The 23497-nt window shown below is 64.9% G+C and carries 12 protein-coding genes; 8 read left to right on the plus strand and 4 right to left on the minus strand.

The window, feature by feature from the left end; all coding sequences use genetic code 11:
* The first annotated feature begins 15 nt into the window (after positions 1-15).
* The 3 genes from bcsB (at position 16) to AC07PT_RS02820 (ending at position 8230) form a co-directional block, all read left to right on the plus strand.
* On the plus strand, positions 16-2394 hold the full coding sequence (gene bcsB / locus AC07PT_RS02810) for a cellulose biosynthesis cyclic di-GMP-binding regulatory protein BcsB (RefSeq protein ID WP_494655708.1): 2379 nt from the start codon (positions 16-18) through the stop codon (positions 2392-2394).
* Positions 2395-2483: 89 nt separating this feature from the next.
* Entirely contained in the window at positions 2484-3698 is a 1215-nt protein-coding gene (gene bcsZ / locus AC07PT_RS02815) for a cellulose synthase complex periplasmic endoglucanase BcsZ (RefSeq protein ID WP_494655709.1), read from the plus strand.
* The gene (locus AC07PT_RS02820) at positions 3674-8230 is read left to right on the plus strand and encodes a cellulose synthase subunit BcsC-related outer membrane protein (protein WP_494655710.1); all 4557 of its coding nucleotides are present in this window, start codon (positions 3674-3676) and stop codon (positions 8228-8230) included. The genes bcsZ and AC07PT_RS02820 overlap by 25 nt, the downstream gene beginning before the upstream one ends.
* A 253-nt stretch (positions 8231-8483) precedes the next feature.
* Here the strand turns inward: AC07PT_RS02820 and AC07PT_RS02825 are convergent, their stop codons facing one another.
* Positions 8484-10103, minus strand: coding sequence for a hypothetical protein (locus tag AC07PT_RS02825; RefSeq protein WP_492349955.1), 1620 nt, complete (start codon positions 10101-10103; stop codon positions 8484-8486).
* 896 nt (positions 10104-10999) lie between these two features.
* On the opposite strand from AC07PT_RS02825, the gene AC07PT_RS02830 reads away from it, so the two are divergent.
* Together AC07PT_RS02830 and AC07PT_RS02835 are read left to right on the plus strand one after the other, a co-directional pair.
* The gene (locus AC07PT_RS02830) at positions 11000-11824 is read left to right on the plus strand and encodes a hypothetical protein (protein ID WP_494655711.1); all 825 of its coding nucleotides are present in this window, start codon (positions 11000-11002) and stop codon (positions 11822-11824) included.
* 199 nt (positions 11825-12023) lie between these two features.
* Positions 12024-12857, plus strand: a complete 834-nt coding sequence (locus AC07PT_RS02835; protein ID WP_492349953.1) for a hypothetical protein — start codon at positions 12024-12026, stop codon at positions 12855-12857.
* 2064 nt (positions 12858-14921) lie between these two features.
* Here AC07PT_RS02835 and ssb read toward each other — a convergent pair.
* The gene (ssb, locus tag AC07PT_RS02840; RefSeq protein WP_494655712.1) at positions 14922-15479 is read right to left on the minus strand and encodes a single-stranded DNA-binding protein; all 558 of its coding nucleotides are present in this window, start codon (positions 15477-15479) and stop codon (positions 14922-14924) included.
* A 16-nt stretch (positions 15480-15495) separates the two neighbouring features.
* On the minus strand, positions 15496-16695 hold the full coding sequence (locus AC07PT_RS02845; RefSeq protein WP_492349970.1) for an MFS transporter: 1200 nt from the start codon (positions 16693-16695) through the stop codon (positions 15496-15498).
* A gap of 160 nt (positions 16696-16855) precedes the next feature.
* Between AC07PT_RS02845 and uvrA the strand changes: the two genes are divergently transcribed.
* A complete protein-coding gene (gene uvrA / locus AC07PT_RS02850; RefSeq protein ID WP_494655713.1) occupies positions 16856-19801 on the plus strand; it encodes an excinuclease ABC subunit UvrA in 2946 nt (981 codons plus the stop codon).
* A gap of 57 nt (positions 19802-19858) precedes the next feature.
* On the opposite strand, the gene AC07PT_RS02855 is transcribed toward uvrA, so the two are convergent.
* Positions 19859-21844 carry an EAL domain-containing protein gene (locus AC07PT_RS02855; RefSeq protein WP_494655714.1) on the minus strand — a complete coding sequence of 662 codons (1986 nt, stop codon included), beginning with the start codon at positions 21842-21844 and terminating at the stop codon, positions 19859-19861.
* Positions 21845-22100: 256 nt separating this feature from the next.
* On the opposite strand from AC07PT_RS02855, the gene AC07PT_RS02860 reads away from it, so the two are divergent.
* Both AC07PT_RS02860 and AC07PT_RS02865 read left to right on the plus strand, forming a co-directional pair.
* Positions 22101-22553, plus strand: a complete 453-nt coding sequence (locus AC07PT_RS02860) for an acyl-CoA thioesterase (RefSeq protein ID WP_027477279.1) — start codon at positions 22101-22103, stop codon at positions 22551-22553.
* Complete coding sequence (locus AC07PT_RS02865; RefSeq protein WP_494655715.1) at positions 22550-23491, plus strand: EamA family transporter; 942 nt, start codon at positions 22550-22552, stop codon at positions 23489-23491. Before AC07PT_RS02860 ends, AC07PT_RS02865 begins: the two co-directional genes overlap by 4 nt.
* Positions 23492-23497: the final 6 nt, after the last annotated feature.

Genomic DNA, 23497 nt, shown 5'->3' on the forward strand with positions numbered 1-23497 from the left:
CTAGGCCCACAGACCATGAAGAACTCCACCTCTCAAGCCCTCTCTCAGCGCGCCGCCCACCGCGTGCCCCTGCAGCCGGTCATCCTGGCGATTGCGCTGCTGCTGGCGGCGCCCGGTCTGCAGCCCGCCGAGGCGGCCACCAAGGCCCGCGCCGCTGCAGCTGCCCGCGAAGCAGGCGGTTCGGGCCGCATGATCACCGAGACCGCGGCCGAAGCAGGCGAGACCCCGGGCGCACGGGTGGCCAATGCGCGCACGGCGACCTTCTCGCTCAAGCAGCTTGGGGCCCTGTTCCCGCTGCAACTGCGCGGCATCCGCGGCAACAGCGGCGTGACCTTCAGCATCCGGGCCGACCAGGTGGTGACTGGCGCCAAGCTCAAGATCAATTACGCCTATTCGCCCTCCCTGATCCCGCAGCTCTCGCACATCAATGTGATGGTCAACGAGCAGGTGGCCGCCACGATTCCGGTGCCCACCGAGCAGGCAGGGCAGAACCTGCAACGCGAAGTCATCATCCCGCCGCGCCTGATCACCGAGTTCAACCGACTCAACCTCGAACTGATCGGCCACTACACCCGCGATTGCGAAGACCCGACCCATTCGAGCCTGTGGGCCAATGTGGGCAACGACAGCGTGCTGGAGCTGACGCTCACGCCGATCGCCCAGGCCAACGACCTGGCCTTGCTGCCCCAGCCTTTCTTTGACCGCCGCGACGCGCTACCCCTGGCACTGCCCATGGTGTTTGCCGGCACGCCCGCAGCGTCCACCCTGGAGGCCGCCGGCGCGCTGTCGTCCTGGTTTGGCGCCCTGGCCGGTTACCGGGGGGCCCGCTTCCCGGCCATGCAGGACCAGATTCCGGCCCAGGGGAACGCCATTGTGTTCGCGGTCGGCAACCAGCAGATTCCGGGCGGCCTGAGCCTGCCGGCCCTGCAAGGTCCCACCGTGGCCATGGTGCCCAACCCCAACGACGCCACCGCCAAGCTGCTGCTGGTGATGGGGCGCGACGGCAAAGAGCTGAAGATCGCGGCCAACGCCGTGGCCGTGGGCTCGCCCGCCTTGTCGGGCCAGGTGGCCACCATCACCAGCCTGACCGAACTCAAGCCACGCAAGCCTTATGACGCGCCCAACTGGCTGGCCAGCGACCGCCCCGTCAAATTCGGCGAACTGGTCCAGGAGGAAAACCTCAACGTCTCGGGCTATTCACCTGACCTGATCCGCGTCAACTTCCATCTGCCCCCCGACCTGTTCAGCTGGCGCACCAAGGGCATTCCGGTCGACCTGAAGTACCGCTACACCCCTCGCCCGAACCTGGACAAGTCGACGCTGAACATCAACGTCAACCAGCAGTTCCTGCGTTCTTTGCCCTTGCTGGCCATCAGCCACGAAACCCCGGGCGCCGTGGAGCGCGTGGTGGACAGCGTGCTGCCGGCGGGCGAGTTGATCCCGGCCCGCGAGCAGTTTCACATCCCGCTGTTCAAGCTGCCGGCCCAGACGCAGCTGCAGTTCCACTACTTCCACGACATGGTCAAACAAGGTTCGTGCAAGGATGTGGTGCTGGACAACGTGCGGGGCACGGTCGAGCCCGACTCGACGGTGGACATCTCGGGTTTCTCTCACTTCCTGGCCATGCCCGATCTGGCCGCCTTCAGCAACAGCGGCTTTCCGTTCACCCGCCTGGCCGACCTGTCCGAAACCGCCGTGGTGCTGCCTGAAAAGCCCACCACCAGCGACTACAGCAGCTACCTGAGCCTGCTCGGCGTGTTTGGCCGATCCACCGGCTACCCAGCCACCGCCGTCAGCGTGGTCGCGCCCAAGCAGATCGAGGCCCTGGCCGGCAAGGATGTGGTCGTGATCGGCTCGGCCTCCAACCAGCCCCTGCTCACCCAGTGGGCGGATGCCAGCCCGGTCAACATCCAGACCGGCGCGCGCCGCTTCAAGATCTCAGATTTTGCCTACCGGGTCTTCAGCTGGTGGGATCCGAGCCAGCGCGACGGCGCCAAGCCCGGACGCAACCAGGTGGCCTTCAACAGCAACAGCAATGACGGCGTGATCGCCGGCTTCGAGTCGCCTGTCAGCGCTGGCCGCAGTGTGGTGCAGTTGTCCAGCAACAACCCCGAAGGCATGACCCAGATCGTCGACGCCCTGCTCGACGCCGATCTGGTCAAAGAGATCCAGGGCAGCACCTCAGTGATCCGTGGCAAGCAGGTGGACAGCCTGGTGGCCGAGCAAAGCTACTACGTCGGCCACCTGGACCCCTTGACCTGGATACAGTGGTTCCTCGCCGGCAACCCCTTGCTGCTGCTGGGCCTGGGCATTCTGGCCGCCCTGCTGATTGCGGTGCTGCTGTTCCTGTCGCTGCGGGCCCGTGCACGTGCCCGCCTCAAGAATCAGGGATGATCCTCAGGTCCATGCAGAACCTGCCCCGCGCCACGCCATCGAGCCCCACCCGAAAGCGCCCCACGCCTTCGGGTGCGGGGCTCCGACGAATGTTCCTGACCCAAGTCCTGGCGCCACTGACCGTGGCGCCTTTGGTCTTGCTGGGGGGCCATGCCATGGCCGCCCAGGCCAAGCCAGGGCAAAACCAGGCCCCCGCGGCCAGCTGCCGGGCCAGCACCGAGTGGCCGCTGTGGGACAGCTTCAATGAACGCTTCGCCCAGGAGGACGGACGCATCGTCGACTTCAATGTCGTCCAGATGCACTCCACCTCGGAAGGCCAGTCCTATGCCATGTTCTTCGCGCTGGTGGCCAACCAGCCCGAACGTTTCGAGCGCCTGTGGCGCTGGACCGTGGCCAATCTGGCCGGCGGCAACATCGCCGCCCGCCTGCCGGCCTGGCAGTGGGGCCAGCGCAAGGACGGCACCTGGGGCATCATCGACAACAACCCGGCATCGGACGCCGACCTCTGGCTGGCCTACGCCCTGCTTGAGGCGGCTCGCGTGTGGAAGAAACCTGGCTACGAAGCCGACGCCCGCACACTGCTGGCACGGGTGATCCAGGACGAACTCATCGACCTGCCCGGCTTCGGCAAGATGGTGCTGCCTGGCCCGGTCGGCTTCAGTTTCCCCGACCAGAAGCTGTGGCGCTTCAACCCCAGCTACCTGCCGCTGCCGCTGCTGCGGCGCTTTGCCCAATTCGACCCCAAGGGCCCCTGGAGCACGCTGGCCGGCAACACCGTGCGCCTGATCAGCGACACCGCCCCGCGGGGCTATTCGCCCGACTGGGTGGCCTGGCGGCTGGCCGACAACGGCCGCGGCGGCTTTGTGGCCGACCCGCAATCGGGTGACGTGGGCAGCTATGACGCCATCCGCACCTACCTGTGGGCGGGCATGACGGCGCCCGCCGACCCGGCCGCCACCCCGCTGCGCCGGGCCTTGGGCGGCATGGCCCAGGCCATCGAGCAGGCCGAGTTTCCACCCGAAAAGGTGCAGACCAGCACCGGTGCCGTGCAGGGCATGGGCCCCATCGGCTTTGCGGCGGCCCTGCTGCCCTACCTGCAGACAGACGGCCGCAACACCGCCTTGCTGCTGCAACAGAAGCGGGTACAGGCCCGTCTGTTTGACCCGGCCGCCCGCCTGCCCTATTACGATCACGTGCTCGGTTTGTTCGGCACAGGCTGGATCGAGAAACGCTATCAATTCCTGCCCACGGGCAGACTGCAATTACGCTGGGAGAAGGCATGTTCAACCGCCACCAAACGCTAGCCATGAGCCTGCTGGCCGCACTGAGTGTGCCGGCCGTATTCGCCCAGGAACCCGCTGTCAAGGCCCTGCTGGAGCAGGGCAAGTACTGGCAAGCGCGCGAGAACACCGAGCGCGCGGCCGAAGCCTGGCAGAAACTGCTCAAGATCAACCCCAGCCAGCCTGAAGCCCTGGGCGGCATGGCCGTGGTCGAAGCCAGCAACAAGCGCTTTGATGAGGCGGCCAAATACATCGCCCAACTCAAGAAAGCGGCCCCCAACTACCCTGGCCTGGCCAACATTGAGCAGTCGATCAACGTGATGCGCAACGGGCCGCAACTGCAGACGGCGCGCGACCTGGCCAAGGCCGGCAAGCCCGCCGAAGCGGTCAATACCTACCAAAACGCCCTGGGTGGCCAAGCCCCTCGCGGCCCGCTGGCCCTGGAGTACTACCAGACCCTGGGCGGCACCGCCCAAGGTTGGGAGTCGGCGCGCAAGGGCCTGGAGCAACTGGCCCAGGAACAGCCCGACGATGCCCGCATCGCGCTGGCACTGGCCCAGCACCTGACCTACCGCGACGCCACCCGACGCGAAGGCATTGTCCATCTGGCACGGCTGGCCAGCCACCCCGATGTCGGCAGCGCCGCCATCGAAAGCTGGCGCAAGGCCCTGGCCTGGACCGGCAGCCGCAGCGCCGACATTCCGCTTTACCAGCAGTTCCTGCGCGCCTTCCCGGGCGACGCCGCCGTGCAAGCCCGACTGAACGAGATCGAGCGCCAGCAAAAGCAGGCACGCAGCCCCGAAGGCCCGGGCGCCGACCCGCTGCGCAAGCGCACCCAGGAGGCCTTCCGCGCGCTGGACGATGGCGACCTGGAAGCCGCCGAGGCAGGTTTCCGCAGCGTGCTGGAAGCCCGTCCCACCGACGGCGACGCCCTGGGCGGCTTCGGTGTGCTGCGTCTGCGCCAGGAAAACTTCTCGCAGGCGCGCGACTACCTGGAACGCGCCACCCGCCAGGGCCAGGCCGGCCGCTGGAAGAGCGCGCTCGACAGCGCCACCTACTGGACGCTGGTCGCGCAATCCACCACAGCCCGTGAAAACGGCAACCTCGACGCTGCTCGTCAATACCTGCAGCAAGCCGTGCGTCTGGACCCCAAGGAGACCACCGCCGAAAACGACCTGGCCGATGTGCTGGTCGAGCAAGGCCAGTACGACGCCGCCGAGGCCACCTACCGTCGCGTGCTGGCCCGCCAGGCCGACAATCCCGACGCCGTTCGCGGCTTGGTCGGCGTGCTGGCCCAGAACAACAAGGCCGACGAAGCCCTGCGCATTGTCGAGCGCATGAGCCCCACCCAGCAAGAAAAGGTCGGCGCCCTGGGCCGGCTGCGTGCCACCCAGGCTTTGGGTCAGGCCAAGGCGGCGGCCGCGCGTGGCGACGACACCGGTGCCCGCGTGGCCCTGGAAAACGCCTTGCTGAATGACCCGGCCAACGCCTGGGTTCGCCTGGACCTGGCCCGGCTGTACATCAAGCTGGGTGCCAAGGCCGAAGCCCGCGGGATCATGGACGGTCTGCTGATCTCCAACCCCAACATGCCCGAGGCGCTGTACGCCCATGCCCTGCTGTCGGCCGAGACCCAGGACTGGGCCGGTTCCCTGGCCACACTGGAGCGCGTGCCTGAAGCCAACCGCACCCGTGACATCGCCGCCCTGTACAAGCGCGTGTGGGTGCATGTGCAGGCCGACGGCGCCTCGGCCCTGGCCCTGCAAGGGCGTCAGGCCGAAGCCCTGGCCAAGCTGGCTCAGGTCGAGCCTTTCACAGGTCAAGACCCTGAATTGCTGGGCGCTGTAGCACTGGCCTACACCGACGCCGGCGACGCCAACCGCGCCATGGCCACCATCCGCCAGTTGCTGGCGCGCTCGGCCCGTCCCGAACCCGGGCTGCGCCTGCAGTACGCGGCCATCCTGCTCAAGACCAAGCAAGACGTGGAGCTGGCCGGCATCCTGCGCCAGCTGCAAGGCACCCCCATGACGCTGCAGCAGCGCGCCGCCTTCGACGAATTGCGTGTGGGCTACACCTTGCGCCAGGCCGAGGCCCTGCGCGAGGCGGGTGATCTGGCCGCGGCCTATGACACCCTGGCCCCGGTGCTGGCCGAACGGCCGAACGACCCGCTGGTGATGGGCGCGCTGGCCCGCATGTACGCCGCCAACAACGACTACGTGCAGGCCATCACCCTGTACAACCGCCTGCTCGAAAAAGACCCCAACAACCTGCAGCTGTTGCTGCCTGCGGCCTCGCTGGCCATCTCCGCCAAGGAATACGCCTACGCCGACTCGGCGATCCAGATCGCCTTGGTACGAGCCCCCAACAACCCCGAGGTGCTGACCGCCGCGGCCCGTCTGTACCGGGCCCAGGGCAAGACCAGCAAGGCCACCGAATACTTCACCGCCGCCGTGGCGGCCGAGAACCAGCAGCGCAATGCCCAACTGGCCGCCAGCGGTGCGCTGGTGCAGGCCCGCTCGACCAACCCGTTTGCCAACCGCAACAACCAACCCCAACGCCAGCCCTTTGCGCCACTGACTCCGGGGGCCATGCCCACGGCCGTGCCGGTGGGCACCTCGTATGGCCCCAGTTCGATGGCCCCGGTGGCGGAACCCCTGCGCTTTGCCCCCGTGGCCGCGCTGGGGACGCCCCCGGCTGTTGTGGCCTCACCGCGCTCGGCCACCCTGATCCCCGAACCCGCAGGCGCTGCACGCAACGCGATCGGCACAGGCTCGGCCTACAGCCTGTCGACCTACCCGGCCACTGGCGCGGGCATGCCCCCCCTGCAGGTCGCCCAGGCTGCCGAGGTGCCCAACCCCAACAACTACCAGACCCAGACCTACCGGCCGGCCCCGCTCGGCACCGTGGTGCCCTCCGGCACCAGTGTGAACGAACGTGCGCAGCCCGCCAGCGCGGCCGTCACCCCGCGCAGCACGGCCAATAACGCAGACGCAACCCCGGCTGCCGCCAGCCGAAGCCGCAGCACGGGCAGTACCGGCAATGCCAACAGCCGCCAGGTCGCCGACCGGGTTGCCCCCCCGCAAGGCAGTTCGGCCTTGATCAGCCCGGCCGAGGCCGCCGCGGCCAGCACCCTACGCAGCCAGCCTGTGCCCGCCAGCGCACCCGTGGCGCCGATCTACGCCGCCCAACCCATTCCGGATCCTGCGGCAATTTACAGCGGCAGCGTGCCGCCAGCGCCCAGCAATGCCACGGCCTGGGCCCCAGCCTCGACCAGCAACACCTTCGCAGCACCCGGCCAGCAGATCGCCCAGACCAGCCGCCTGAGTGCCGCCAACAACGGCCGACCGCGCAGTGCTGCGCTGGACGAACTCAATGACATCCGGCAAGACCGCATCCCCGTGGTGTCGCTGGGCTTGGTCGCCCGAGTGCGCCAGGGTGAATCCGGCCTGAGCCAACTGACCGACATTGAAGCCCCGCTGCAACTCAAGTTCGATGCAGGTGACGGCAAGATGACCCTGGGCATCACCCCCACCTCGCTGAATGCGGGCACCCCCGATCTCGACTACGGCACCCTGAGCCGCTTCGGCGGTGGTCCGGTCAGTTCGCTGGCCCTGCCCGATCGATCCGCCGGTGGTCAAAGCGCCTCCGGGGTGGGTCTGAGCGTGGGTTACGAGTCGACCAACCTCAAGATGGACGTGGGCACCACACCGCTGGGCTTCAACAAATCGGATGTGACCGGGGGCGTCAAGTACCGCATCCCGCTCAATGACGAGTTGACCCTGGTGGTGGACGGCTCGCGCCGCCCGGTGACCGACAGCCTGCTGTCCTTCGCCGGCACCAAAGACCCACGCAGCGGCGACAACTGGGGGGGCGTGTCGTCCACCGGCGGTCGCCTCGACCTGAACTGGGAAAGCGGTGACTTCGGCCTGTACACCTATGGCTCGCTGTATGGCTTGACCGGCACCAACGTGGCGACCAACACCCGGGTGGAAGGTGGCGGTGGCCTTTACTGGCGACTGGACCGCAGCGCCAATTCGTCGCTGACCACCGGCCTGAATGTGACCGCGCTGAGCTACGACAAGAACCTGCGTTACTTCACGTACGGTCATGGTGGCTACTTCAGCCCACAACGCTTTCTGTCGCTCAGCGTGCCGCTGGAATGGGCACAGCGCAGCAACCGCTTCTCCTACCAGCTCAAGGGGTCCCTGGGCGTTCAGACCTTCCGCGAGGAAGCCGCCGCCTACTATCCGACCAGCTCGTCACGCCAGTCCGCGGCAGTGCAGGCGGCCAACGATGCCTTTGCCTTCGGCACAGCAGGCTCCACGGCCAATGGCGCCGTGTACCCGGGCCAGACCAAGACCGGCCTGGGCTACAACCTGGGCGCGGCCATGGAGTTCCAGATGCACCCGCAGTTGTTTGTGGGCGGCCAGTTGGCGTTGGACAACGCCCGCGACTACCGGCAATTCATCGGGGGCATTTACCTTCGCTACGCGCTGCAACCGTATTCCGGCCTGCAGGCCCTCCCCGTGAACACGGTGAAATCCCCTTACGGCAACTGAGCGGCAACTGAGCGCACAAGTCACGCGAAGCCGATTCAATCCAGCCCGCACCCCATCCAGGGTGCGGGCTTTTTTCATGCTGTCTTTGACGGCGCCATGCCCGGGCCTTGCCGCCCCTTGGCGGCACATGACCCCACGCCCTACCCACTTAGCCAACGGGCACCGCCCTGGTCACCGCATGGCTCACCCGGCGCAACACGCGCCGGGCAAGAAAAAAGGCCCCGAAGGGCCTTTTCAGGGGGGGTCGATCCGATCAGGACTTCGAACCGATGAACACCAGATTGGCCCGGGTGGCCGCACCGCTGTAGCCCGCTGCGCCGATGCGCAGGCCCACCACGTTGTTGGCGCCATCGAACACAGCAGAGGCCGCGCCCGACTGCACCGGCAGACCCGCCAGGGCACAGGTGCCGGCAAAGGTCAGGGTATCGACCCGGTACAGGTTCAGCGTGGTGTTGGTGCTGCTGTAGGCCGAGATGTTGCCGGTCAGCGTGCAGCCCGTGGTGGTGGTGCCGGTGATGACGCTCTTGGTGCCATCCGTGGTGTCGGCAGCGATCTTGAGGGTCAGGCCAGTGCCACCAAAACCGATGGTCGAGCTGGTGTAAGTGCCATACAGCGCCGACACCGTGGGCAGGATCGGCGAGGTGTACAGATTGGTGGTGTCGGGCACCATGCTGAAGGCCGTCTGGGCACTCGAAGCCGTCGGGTCGGTGTACGTGCCCGTGAGGCTGCTCTGGGTACGCACATCACCGCTGATGAGAATGCCGGCCGTGTACTGGGTCGAGGCCAGGTTCTGGTTGGCAAAGTACACCCCATCGGTCGAACTCAGGATGCTGGTGCCGGTGGCCACAACCAGATTGCCGTACAGCGCGTCGTACCCGCCCCCCACTCGCTTGTAGAAGAAGTAGGAGTTGTCCGGCAAGACCATGGCATACACATCGCCAGAACTGGTGCTGGTGGAGCTCTTCCAGAAGCCCGCTGCCACCTGCTGGGTGGTCGCCGGGGTGGAGGTGCTGCCCGCCACCAGCACACCATCGAGCACATACGTGTTCAAGGTGGTGGTACTGCTGCGCGTGAACATCCAGATGCCGGTCTTGTTGCCCAGCGTGTCGTACTTCAGGAAGGCGACACCGGATTGGGTGGTGCCCGTGGCTGCGCAGGTGGTGATGCCGCCCGACAGATTGAGCACCACGTTGTAGATCGCGGGCGATGTGGTGCTGTTGGCCGCCACCGTCTGGGGCGTGGCAGTGCCGGCCACGGTACAACCCGACACCGTGCCGGCAAGGTTGCCCACCGCGTCCGCCGTCAGCACCCAGCTGCCGCCAAACAGAGCACCACCGGTGTACTTGCCCTGCAGCTTGGCATAGGTGGCGCCATAGTTGTTCAGGGTGCTGTACGTCATCTTCAGCGAAGTGACCGCCCCGGTGGCCGCTGCCGTGTTCGCCGGATTGCTGTAATTGCCGCTGAAGGTGTCGGTGCGCGCCGCGCCCGTGCTGGTGCTGGCCGTGCCGGCCAGGCTCAGCCCGGTGGCGAACTTGCCATCCTGCACCGAGAAATACGTGACATTGGTGGCCGCCACCGAGGCCACATCGACCCGCAGCAGGCCATAGATGCTGTCGTAGCCGGAAGTACCGGCAGCGCCCTTGGCCAGGTAGAAATCGCCGCCCTTGCCATCACTGCCGCCACTGACGTAGCCCACCACATTGCGCTGGGCTGATCCGGTGCCCGTGGTGCCGGTCCAGATGCCATCCATGTATTGCTGCGTGCCCGTGACTGCCCCCACGTTGGAAGTATCCCCGGTGCTGCCGCCGCCGCAACCCGCCAGGGCCAGCAGGCCAAGGGCAGGAACCCAATGTTTTAGCTTCAGTAACTTCAATTGCGTGATCCTCGTGACAGCCGCAGCCCCCGACCTTGGCGCAGACACAGGCCGCCCCAAAGCAAACTTACGCGATGTTACAGGCTTTGGCCTTGTGCACCCGCGCGCGGTGGCCGGCTGAGACAACATTGTCACGAAAGCCCCCTCATAAAGAGCACCGTGCAGCGGTCGAACCACCGTCGCAACGGCGGCTGTCGCACCCGGGCTCATGCGAACAGCGCCAGCCATGCACCGAAGCGACGAGGACGGCTCTTGAATCTGGGTTGCCCGACATCCGCACGAAGGCGTCCATGGAACAGAGGTTGCGCATCCCCAGCCACGCGAGCCCCAAGACACGTTTCCAGCCTTGCTCGGACAAGCGTACGCCAAGACGCCGATTGCAAGCCTACGCCAAGGGATTTCGCCCAAAGTCAAATTCGATGGCCCCCTCGGCCCGAGGGCATCTTCAAGGCATCGATGGAATGAGAGTGGCACGAACTATCAGACAGGCAATATCGGCATTCAGGGCGCAGCCAATTCCACCAGGGCAAATGAGCAAGCTCACACGCCTGTGTCAGCTGACTCGATGAGACGGCCCCGCCCCACGAAAGGCCATCGGAGAGCGGTGCCGTGACACCTCGCCGGAAATGGCCTCATGCCATCCCATTCCCCTGTGTCATGCAGCCTTTGGGGAGCGACGCTCCATCCGGCTTGGAAAACGCGTTCATTTACTGCAGCCTGCTTTTCAAAGATCATTTGACAAGCCTTATTTTTACTTATAAATTATATAAACAAGCATGGTCTAAAGTCGTAAATATGCAATTTAAATCATTTAATAATGCTTATTTAATACATTTGATAGAAATATCGACGTGCTTGAGGGTTGTAAACAATAAATACCATGAGTTGGAGTTCCTATGCACGTCTTTGCCAAGACACCAACGCGCCATCATCCATTCACCCGGAAGGAGACCGAGGCCAGTAGCTGGAAGGGCGGCCGCGCCAAGGACCATTCCAAGCCATTTTTTGCCGATTCGGATTTCCACTGGCCCTCGTTCGAAGCCCCCTTGAAGCCGGGGTTCCGAAGTGCCATCCAATCCATCAACACCGCGTGGCGTTGGTTCAGAGCCCACCTGCGGATCCAGCCGCCCCCCAACGCCACAGCTTTCGTGGCCCCAGGGACCTCGTGGCTCAAACAACCGGGGCGGGTGCACGCACCTGAAGAGGTCGTCATCACGGCCCCACAGCCCAGTCAGGTACGACAGAGCAGCAAGACTCAAACCCCTGTTGCCGCCTGTGAACCGGCCCTGGATGCCTGGGTTTTGCTGGATACCAACGGCGAATGCACCCGCATCAACGACAGTTTCAGCACTCTTTTCGACTTGCACATCCAGGACCTGATGCACCTGCCTCCGGCAGAAATCCTCGCGGCCATCCAATTGAATTGCCAGCCGCTCAAGCCGTTTCCACAGTTCGGGTACCTGTTCGAGAAGATGCTGAATTCGTCTTTGAATACGCCCAACTACCATTGCATCATCGAGATCGACTGGCCCCGCAAGACGCTGGTTCAACTGTCACGCATGAACATCCGTTCGGAGTCCATCTCCGGGATCTTGTTTTTCCGCGACGTCACACAGGCCGTCATGGCGTCGGAAAAGCAAAAGAGAAGCCACATCAAGACCGACCAGGATTTGCGCCAGTATTTCAATGAGGTCTACGGTCTGGACGCCGCCGAGACCTGAGCACAACAGCATGCACCCCTGAAGTTCCGGCAGAGCTTCACGGAGGATTCAGAGCAAAGGAGAGGAAAATGAAAAATACAAACTCGACACCATCGGGCCATTCAAGGCTCAACCGCCCTCCACACAGGAGCAGGCGGTCGACAGCAGAACACCGCCAGCCCGATCCACGGCACCTGACACGGTCACCGACGGCCGGGCGATGACGCGCCACCTCGAATGGGCAAGAGAACACGGAGCCCAGTTCTGGCGTGCCGGGCTTGAACACCTCTGCATCTGTGCCGTCATCTTCATGCTGGCCTGCTTGCTTGACTACACCGTGGCCCACCTGTCATCAGGGCACGGCGACGCCGAACGGATGCTGAGCACGCTGAATCGGGGCATCGGCTTCATCCTCGTGATCGTTTTCTCGAAAAGTGGTGCACTGGCCATCGGCCTTGCGCAGGTCTATATGGAACCCGGCACGCACGAGGCCCTTCCCCTCATGAGTCAGCAACTGGCCCAGGCCCTGCTTGCGGTGACGCCGTTGCTGTGCCGGCTTGTGTCATTCAAACTACTCGAAATCGACCCGAACCTGATCCGCCTGAGCATCGGAAAATTCTCCAGTCTGGTCTTTTTTTATTCTTTGTTTCAATCGCTTCTATTGAGTATCACAAATAACATTGTCGGCGGGCCATTGTCCTACGGCGATTACTTTCGCAATGACCTGACAATCAACCTGATCGGAATAGGGCTGGCCGTCATTCAGCTTCGATTTCTGATATCCGCGCTCCGAATCGCACCTTTAAGATCAATTATTGAAGTAATAACCCAGCCTCTCAAAATAGGTCATCGACTTTTCAGACGGGACAATCAATTTCGAGCGGGTGTCACCTTCGATGGATTGGGCAACGACCAGATCGTTTTCCCGAAGCTTGGCCAGGCGCTTGTGCAGCGTGGCAGGCGAACCCAGTTCGCTCAGGCCGATGACTTGGCTGATCGTCAGGGGCTTGCCCTCGAACCAGCACAAAGTGATTGTCTCCAGAAGGGCCAATGAATTGACGTCCAGATGATTCGACAGTGTTTCAGACTGGATCACCCGTGCCACTTGAAGAAAACGGAAATACGCGGCAGACAGCGGTTTTTTGGGATTCTCATCCATACCAGTTGATGATTTGGTCGATGTGAACTCCGAGGACTGCCCGGTTTGGCTTATTAATACAGGCATCAGTGGATCATCACAGTTCGAGGGGTATATGGATTCCATGATTGGAGGGCTTTATGTATGACGCAGAACTGTCAAGAGCCAGCTTTTTCACGGTGTGCAGCGAATGCGGAACACAGCTGAACAAACAAGCGCAGCGGCGCTGGATGGCTTGCATTCCGACGGCATGCCATTTCGGGTGTTCGTACTGTTCGTCCGCCTATCTCGAAGTTCTTGGCGTCCTCATCCGACTGCCTACTTAGGGCTTCGCAGGCCCGAAGCGCTGGAACGCCTGGGATCTGAACGTCATCGTCAGCCAGCACACCGACAAGGGCCCACCAGGACGACCGAGCGGCTCCACCGGCCCTGGGCTCACATGGCAGGCGCTTCATCCTGAAGGCGCAGGCAGCGCCAGCATTCGTGCGGTGGCTCATAGTGGATCCGATGGTGAGGCTCTGGGTGACAGCCGCGGTTTGTTCAGGGTATGGGGCATTTTCGGGCCTTGCCAAGGGATCGACATTCCACTCAGACCCTTTGGACGACCGATGGTGTTCGCAAACTGACTCGAATTCTAGAAACGCAGGCGGACGCCGTCATGAGGCTAGGGATAAATGAGGTATCAATCTTTTCATATACGGTAATAGTTCACTGATTGGAGGGGGTGCCCACCTGGGAGCATGCCCGGCGCTGTCGCTGAAGACACCCAGCGTCGCAGGTCACCCTCAAGCCTCGGACAGGAAATACCCTCATAGGAAAGAGGCCGTGCCGCACGGAGCCCGCTCGCCAAGCCTCTCTTGCGTGCGCAGCGCCGAGACCCGAGTCCATCATCATGCGGACCTGAACGCCAGGCCGCACCAGACTCCGACAGTCACCATCGGTCGACCCCGTCGTCCCATTCAAATCAGTCATGGTTTCCAGCGGCAATCACCGCATCCTGTGCCATCGGGCCGTCAGCCGAGTCAGTCGATTGAGAGAAGAGGTCCACCGAGCAGGGTCCACCCCCTCACACCTGGCCAGAAACGCTCGCCTGCGGTCGAAGACAGCGGACTTTGGGCGCCCAGTGTCACTGCCACCAGCGAGATCACTTACAGAATGTAACAATTTGATTCCATCCTTGTCAAGAAGACCACTTACGGGCGATTCAGGCGCAGATTTTATACCTTTCGATCTTGAATCAATTTTTTTTCACATATTTATCAAATAAAGGCACCTCATCATTGCGAAAAATCAAACACAAAAAGCAAAGATTTTCCAATCCAGCCAGGAGCGAGCCAAGCCAATCACAAACAGAAACAGGGGTTTCATTGCGGTGTCGTATATGCACGCCCGGCTGGACGTAGGCCCGACGCTTGAAGACCCTTGCCCGGGGATCCGACGAGAGGGGCGTCGGGCCCAGCACACGCATTCAAGGGCCAGTCCATGCCCCTGGAGCAGCGCGGGCTCTTGTGCCAGAGAGGGGACACAGGCAGGTGGCCAGCCCAACAGATCGTCGGACAAGAAGATCCGCGACGAACTTGGCCAAGTGGCTTGAGCGCTTCGAACGCGCTGATCGACACCGGGCCCGCGTGAGGGCTTTGCACCCTCAGCGACCAGGTCGCCACCTCCTCGAAGGTCGGGGCCCGAGCATCGTGCATGGAAGCTGGAGGCGCCTGCATCGCCTGACAGTTTGGCAAGCACAAGGCGCCAAAGACCTCATGCCGATGCCGCGCCTCAGGACCGGGAGATCCACACCAGCCTCAGGCCCCCAACAAGCGGGGTTGCCAAACTCGCTCACGTTCAGCCCTGCACCGCAGCACGTCTGCGCTCAGACGCGTCAGTACCAAGCCCAAGGCCATGCGCCAGGGCAGCTCATCTGGCCCGACTTGGCGGAAATCTGACCGTGCCGGGCACGGCAGCAAACGACGTTTGAAAGGGGGATCAGAACGGAATGTCGTCGTCCATGTCGTCAAACCCCGACGACGGACGACTGGCCATGGGCGCGGGAGCCGGGGCCGGACGCGGGACCGGGGCGCGCGCGGCAGGAGCGGCTGCAGGGGCGCGGCGCGGCGCGCTTTCGTAACCGCCGCCTTGACCACCGCCTTGACCACCACCGTAGCCACCGCCATAACCACCTTCATCACCACCACCACCGCCCATGCCCTGGCGGCTGCCCAGCATCTGCATCTGGTCAGCCCGGATTTCGGTGCTGTATTTTTCGACGCCGGCCTGGTCGGTCCACTTGCGGGTGCGCAGCGAGCCTTCCACATAGACCTGCGAACCCTTGCGCAGGTATTGGCCTGCGATTTCAGCCAGGCGGCCGTTGAACACCACGCGGTGCCACTCCGTGGCTTCCTTCATCTCGCCCGACTGCTTGTCTTTCCAGCGGTCGGTGGTGGCGATGGTGACGTTGGCCACCTGGTCGCCGCTGGGGAAGGTGCGGATCTCGGGGTCGCGCCCCAGGTTACCGACGATGATGACTTTATTGACAGATGCCATGGCTCAATTCTCCGATTCAGGGCGAGATTATGGCGTCTGTGGGCGTGGCGACACGTCCTGGCGTGCTCATGGGCCAGGCCACCAGCAACCAAACGGCACAGGCCAGAGAGCTGACCAGGAACAAGCCATGCCCCCCCACCGAGCGGGCCAGCAGCCCCCCCATGGCGCCGCCGGCAAACAAGCCGAGGGATTGCAGGGTGTTGTAGATGCCCAGTGCCGTGCCGCGCAGACGCGCGGGCGCCAGGCGCGAGGCCAGGCTGGGCTGGCTGGCCTCCAGCACGTTGAAGCCGCAGAAGAAGATGAACAGCAGACCGCCCAGGGTGAGCAGGCCGGGCTGGTGATCCACCACCGCCCACAGGCCCAGTTGCACCAGACCGATCAGCACGATGGCGGCCAGAAACACCGGGCGCAGATGCCCCCGACGCTCCAACGGAAACAAAGTGCCGCCCATGACCACAAACGACGCCAGCACCGCCGGCAGGTACACCTGCCAGTGCAGGCTTTTCTCCAGGCCGGCCTGCACCAGCATCGAGGGCACGGCCACCCACATGGCCAGTTGCACCGCGTGCAACACGAACACGCCGAAGTCGAGCCGCAGCAGCGAACCCAGGGCCAATACCTCGCGCAGGCTGCCACGCGGCGCATCGGCCGGCAAGGGCGGCGCGGTGGGGACGCGCCACAGCACCACGGCCACGCCGCTCAGGGCCAGCACGGCAATCAGCACGAACAGGCCCGACAGCCCCAACCAAGCCGTCAGCACCGGCGCCAGCACCAGCGACAGCGCAAACATCAGCCCGATGCTGGCACCGATCAAGGCCATGGCCTTGGTGCGCACCTCGTCCCGGGTCTGGTCGGCCAGCAAGGCGGTGACCGCTGCCGAAATGGCCCCGGCGCCCTGCAAGGCACGCCCCAGCACCAGGCCATGCAAGGTCTCGGCGCCAGCCGACACCAAAGCACCCAGCGCAAACAACAGCAGGCCGACCACGATCACGGGCTTGCGCCCGAAGCGGTCGGAGGCGATGCCGAAAGGAATCTGCAACACCCCCTGGGTGAGCCCGTAGATGCCCATGGCCAGGCCCACCAGGGCCGGGTCATCGCCCCCCGGGTACTTGCGCGCCTCCAGGGCGAACACGGGCAACACCAGGAACAGGCCGAGCATGCGCAGGGCAAAGATGAACGCCAGCGACTGGGTGGAGCGGCGCTCCAGCGCTGTCATAGCGGTTGATACAGTCATGAGGTGTGAAAAGGGGGAGAGAAGCGAATGCGCGTGGCATTCACGCACAAAACCCATATTGTCGGCGAAGCCCACCCAGCCGGCCTGTGCCAAACGGTGACGTGATGTCTATCATGGTGGGTTTTTCCCAGCCCGGACCACCGTGAACCCCATTGCCCCCGACAGCGCATCTACCGACGGCCCCTACCTGGCCAGCCTCGTCAACGAGCAGCGGCAGCAGCGCATCAGCGTTCGCGGGGCGCGCACCCACAATCTGAAGAACATCGACCTCGACATCCCGCGCAACCAGCTGGTGGTGATCACCGGGCTGTCGGGCTCGGGCAAGTCCAGCCTGGCCTTCGACACCCTGTATGCCGAGGGGCAGCGCCGCTATGTGGAAAGCCTGTCGGCCTATGCACGGCAGTTTCTGCAGCTGATGGACAAGCCCGACGTGGACGTGATCGAGGGCCTGTCGCCCGCCATCTCGATCGAGCAGAAGGCCACCTCGCACAACCCGCGCTCCACCGTGGGCACGGTGACCGAGATCCACGACTACCTGCGCCTGCTGTTTGCCCGTGCCGGCACACCGCACTGCCCCACCCATGGCCTGCCGCTGCAGGCCCAGACCGTGAGCCAGATGGTGGACGCCGTGCTGGCCCTGCCCGAAGAGACCAAGGTGATGATCCTGGCCCCGGTCGCACGCGAGCGCAAGGGCGAATTCGTCGAGCTGTTTGCCAGCATGCAGGCCCAGGGCTATGTGCGCTTTCGGGTGGATGGCGTGGCACACGAGTTCGATCAGTTGCCCGCGCTCAAGAAGAACGAGAAGCACGACATCGACGTGGTGATCGACCGGCTGAAGGTGCGGCCCGACATGCAGCAACGCCTGGCCGAGAGCTTCGAAGCCGCGCTGCGCCTGGCCGATGGCCGTGCCATTGCCCTCGAAATGGACGCCGACCCGGCCGCACTGCGCCCGGCCGAGCACCTGTTCAACGCCCGCTTTGCCTGCCCGGTGTGCAGCTACTCGCTCAGCGAGCTGGAGCCGCGACTGTTCTCGTTCAACTCGCCGGTGGGCGCCTGCCCGGCCTGCGATGGCCTGGGCGCCACCGATGTGTTCGACCCGCAGCGCGTGGTGGGCTTCCCGACCCTGAGCCTGGCCAGCGGCGCCATCAAGGGCTGGGACCGGCGCAATGCGCACTACTTCTCGCTGCTCGAAAGCCTGGCCGAACACTATGGCTTCGACATCGAGAGCCCTTTCGAGACCCTGCCCGAGGCCACCCGGCAGGCCATTCTGTACGGCTCGGGCACGGACGAGATCCGCTTCAGCTACGAGCTTGAAGGCGCGGCCGGCAAGGCCCCGCGCAAGGTGGCCAAGAAGCACCCTTTCGAGGGCATCATCCCCAACCTGCAGCGGCGCTTTCGCGAAACCGACTCGCCCGTGGTGCGCGAAGAACTGGCCCGCCTGCGCAGCACCCAGCCCTGCCCCGACTGTGGCGGCGCCCGGCTGCGCACCGAAGCTCGCCATGTGCGCCTGGGCGAGGGGCCCGAGGCCCGTGCCATCTTCCAGGTCAGCCACCTGACGCTGCGCGAATGCCATGAGTATTTCCAGCAGTTGCACCTGCACGGCGCCAAGGCTGAGATCGCCGACAAGGTGGTGCGAGAGATCAGCTCGCGGCTGAAGTTTCTCAACGACGTGGGCCTGAGCTACCTGAGCCTGGACCGCAGCGCCGAAACCCTGTCCGGCGGCGAGGCCCAGCGCATCCGTCTGGCCAGCCAGATCGGCTCGGGCCTGACAGGCGTGATGTATGTGCTGGATGAGCCCAGCATCGGCCTGCACCAGCGAGACAACGACCGCCTGATCAGCACCCTGCAGCGCCTGCGCGACATCGGCAACAGCGTGCTGGTGGTCGAGCACGACGAGGACATGATGCGCGCCGCCAACCATGTGATCGACATGGGCCCAGGCGCCGGCGTGCACGGAGGGCGTGTGATGGCCCAGGGCACGTTTGACGACATCCGCGCCAACCCGCAGTCGCTCACCGGCCAGTACCTCAGCGGGGCGCGCCGCATCGAGGTGCCCACCCAGCGCCATGTGCAAAAAGACCCGGCCCAGGTGATCCGCATCAGCGGCGCACGCGGCAACAACCTGAAAAACGTGACGGTCGAGTTCCCGGTGGGTTTGATGACCTGCGTGACGGGCGTCTCGGGCTCTGGCAAGTCAACCCTGGTCAACGAAACCCTGTACACGGCGGCCGCCCACCAGATCCACCGCGCCCACGACGAACCCGCCGAGCACGACACCATCGAGGGGCTGGAACAGTTCGACAAGGTGATCAACGTCGACCAGTCGCCGATCGGCCGCACCCCCCGCAGCAACCCGGCCACGTACACCGGCCTGTTCACCCCCATCCGCGAGCTGATGGCCGAGGTGCCCACTGCGCGTGAGCGCGGCTACGGCCCGGGTCGCTTCAGCTTCAACGTGGCCGGCGGGCGCTGCGAAGCCTGTCAGGGCGACGGCGTGGTGAAGGTCGAGATGCACTTCCTGCCCGATGTCTACGTGCCCTGCGATGTGTGCCAGGGTCAGCGCTACAACCGAGAAACCCTGGAGGTTCAATACAAGGGCCGCAACATCGCCCAGGTGCTGGACATGACGGTCGAGACGGCGCACGAGTTCTTCAAGGCGGTGCCCGCCATCGCACGCAAGCTGCAGACCCTGCTGGAGGTGGGCCTGTCGTACATCAAGCTGGGGCAGTCGGCCACCACGCTGTCGGGCGGCGAGGCCCAGCGCATCAAGCTGGCGCTGGAGCTGTCCAAGCGTGATACCGGGCGCACCCTGTACATCCTGGACGAGCCCACCACCGGGCTGCACTTTGCCGACATCGATCTGCTGCTCAAGGTGATCCACCAGCTGCGTGACGCGGGCAACACCATCGTCGTGATCGAGCACAACCTGGACGTGATCAAGACCGCAGACTGGCTGATCGACATGGGCCCCGAAGGCGGCGCCGGGGGGGGCACCGTGGTGGGCGTGGGCACGCCCGAAGCCCTGGCCGCGCTGCCGGCCAGCCACACCGGGCGCTACCTGGCGCGGCTGCTGGCACCCGGCGCCTGAGGCCGGCAGCCGATCCAGGATTCAATCCAGCGCTCGATCCGTCGCTCAATCCGTCGCTCAGACCGGCAACACCAGCCTGGGCCGGCGGCAATAGGCCACAAACTCCTCGGGCGGCAAGGCGCGCGCGAACAGATAGCCCTGCCCCACGTCCACACCCAGATCACGCACCTGGGTGGCCACGGCGGTCGTCTCCACCCCCTCGGCCACCACCACCGCCCCGCAGCGGTGAGCCAGCTCGACGATGTGCTCCACCACCACCAACGACTTCAGCTCGCTCAGCGAGGTCACCAGGCTGCGATCGATCTTGACCTCGGAAAACGAAAAGCGGGTCAGCAGCAGCAGATTGGAATAGCCGGTGCCAAAATCGTCGATCGACAAGGGCACCCCCAGGGCGGTCAACAAGGCCAGATTGGCCTGCACCCGCGGGTCGTCCACCAGGTCAGACCACTCCACCAGCTCCAGGCGCAACAGGCCGGGCAGCACCTGGCACTGCACCAGCAAGGCCTGCACCCGCTGCGCAAACCCAGACAGGCACAAGGACTCGGCCGACACATTGACCGCCATCGACACGCCGGGCAGGCGGCTCGCCTGTTGTTGCAACAGGTGCACGGTGGCCGCCAAGGTGGCCCATTCGACCTCGGCCAGCCGGCCATCACGGCGCGCCACCGCAATCACCCGCATCGGCGAAACGGCCCGGCCTGCAGCATCGCTCAGCCGCAGCAAGGCCTCGGCCCCCTCCACCTGCCCGGTGGCCAGATGCAGCTTGGGCTGCAACCAGATCGGCACCGTGCCCGGGTCCGCCCACCGGTTCATCTGACTTTCAATGAAGGCATCCAGGGCCTGGTCCTGCTGCATCAAACCGTTGAAATACGCCACCCCGCGCGGCAGCGAATTCAAGGCCAGGGTGATCTCGCGATAAGGCAGGTGGGGCGTCGGGGTGTCGTTCACCGGCCCCAGGTCCACCACCGCACACCGGACCGCCGCCCGGTAACCCGGCCAGGCCTGACTGATGCCTGCCTCGCAGCGGCGCAAGGCGGGCTCCAGCTCACTGCGGTCCTCCAGATCTGACAGGGCCACGCCTTCCAGAAACAGCGCCAGCGAGAAGTCACTGTATTGAAATGGCGTGGGCCGATAGGCCCGCAAGGCCACCAGCACCTCACGCAGCAAGGTCCCCCCCTGTTCCAGCCCGCCGCTTTGCCACAGCCGCCAGGCCCGCTCCTGACCATGGCGAGACAGAAAATCGCTCAGGTTGCCCAGCTCCAACACCACCAGGCAGGCCGCACGGGGGTCGTCACGGTGCCAATGCGCCTGCACGCGTTCACTCAGGGCGCGCCGGTTGGGCAGGCCGCTGACCGGGTCGTGCCGCAGCAGCGCGTGCTCACGGGCCTGCTGCGCATCGATCTGGGCATCGGTGGCCAGCAGCAGCAAGGTGCAGTAGATGACCAGCAACGAGATGGGCATCATGGTGGCTCGGGCCTGCAACAGCTGCGTCAGGGTCTCCCAGGGCGTGTCGGACAACACCGTCCCCAACCAGGCCCCCACGGCGGTCGACAGCAGGCGCCCGACCCACACCCCCAGCACCGTGCTGGCATGCAGGGTCGGCAAGGCCCGCGGATCAATCAGCAGGCGCAGCATCCAGCCACTCATCACATGAACCAAGCCATCGGCCACGGCAGCCCCCAGGTGCAGAATGCCGCCGTACTGCCAGCGGGCCAGTTCCACCAGGGCAAAGCTCAGCAAGCCGCCGCGCCAGCCACCCAGGTAGGCCCCCAGGTACAGAAAATCGATCACCAGGGTGGGGCGCACCTCGCCCTCGCCGTAGTTGGCCACCAGCGCACCAATCACATAGCCCGCGCCCCCCACGGCCAAACCAAGGGCCAGGCTGCGCTGGCGTATCGGCAACCCGTGGCGCCGGCAAACCAGCAGCACGGCGGCCAGCAGACCCACCAGAGCAGCCCCCTGCAGGCACAACAACGGGATGTCGGGTGGCAACAGGTGCTCGAAGTCGGTCAGCGGTGGCAGTTCACTCAGGGCAATGGCCATGCGGGCTCCAGGTCAGATCAACAAAGACCGCACGCTTGTCCAAAGTGCCAACAGCGAGACAGCGCACACGCAGCCCTCAAAATCAAGACCAACGGCCTTCTTCAAAGGAACGCCGGATGATTCTTGACGGCACCCCTGGCTTTTCACACCGCTAACCGACCAGCGGGTCTGGCTGTGGTGCGCCTCACCACAAGCGCCCAGCAAGACAACCGCCGGTCGGGAATAATGCGACTTTCTGTCGACTTACTACCCCACCATGCATTCCATCGTCCTGCGCTTTCTCGCCGAACCCAGCACCGTCAATTTCGGCGGCAAGGTGCACGGAGGCACCGTGATGAAATGGATCGACGAGGCCGGCTATGCCTGCGCCACGAGTTGGTCCAAGCGCTACTGCGTGACGGTCTTCGTGGGCGGCATCCGCTTCCACCGTCCGATCATGATCGGCGACCTGGTCGAAGTCGAAGCCCGCCTGGCCTACACCGGCACCACCAGCATGAACATCTCGGTCGAGGTGCGCAGCGGTGACATGAAAAGCGGCCAGATGGCCAAGACCACCGAATGCCTGATCGTGTTCGTGGCCCTCGACTCGCATGGCCACACCATCCCGGTGGACACCTTCTCGCCCGAAACCCCGGGCGACATCGCCCTGGCGCAACGGGCCAAGGCCCACATCGAGGCCGCCAAGGCCAACCCTCAGGCCCCGCATTGACGGCAGCACCCGCCCCGCCCACCGCCCCTGGCCTGAGCCGCACCGACCTGCTCGCCGCACTGTGCGTGGTGGTGGTGTGGGGGCTCAACTTCGTGGCCATGAAGGTGGGGCTGCGAGATTTCACGCCCTTCCAGCTTGGGGCGGCGCGCTACCTCGTGGCCGCCTTTCCGCTGGTGCTGCTGGTGCGCCGCCCGCGTGTGGCCTGGCGCTGGCTGCTGCTCTATGGTCTGACCCAGGGCGTGGGCCAGTTCGGTTTTCTGTTCTGTGCCATGCAGGTCGGCATGAGCGCGGGCCTGGCCTCGGTGCTGCTGCAGACCCAGGTCTTCATCACCGCCGTGCTGGGCTTTGTGCTGCTGGGCGAGCGCGCCGGGCGGGCGCTGCAAATCGGCTTGTTGCTGGCCTGTGCCGGTCTGCTGTGCTTTGCGCTCAACTACCTGGCACCGGGCGCCGCTGCCGGGGCCACCACCTTCTGGGGCTTTGTGCTCAACCTGTGTGCCGCCGCCATGTGGGCCAGCTCCAACATCGTGATCCGCAAGGCGCGCGAACACAGCCCCGACATGGAGCCGCTGGGCTTTGTGGTGTGGAGTTGCCTGGTGCCGGTGCTGCCTTTTGCCGCCTTGTCCTGGTGGCAGGATCCGCCCGAGCTGCGCTGGCACTGGCTGCAGGCGCCGCTGCTGGCCTGGGCGGCCGTGGCCTACCTGGCCTGGATGGCCAGCGTGCTGGGCTATGCGCTGTGGACGCGCTTGCTGCAACGCCACCCGGCGAACCGCGTCGCCCCCTTCAGCCTGGGCGTGCCGGTGGTAGGGCTGAGCGCCGGCATGCTGCTGCTGGGAGAGGGCATCACGCCCTGGCAATGGGGCGGCATCACGCTGGTGGTACTGGCCTTGGCCTGTGTGCTGGGCGGCGATCGTCTGCTGCAACACCGCCGCTTGCGCTGATTCACC

It is taken from the genome of Curvibacter sp. GW821-FHT09D12 (assembly GCF_059416245.1).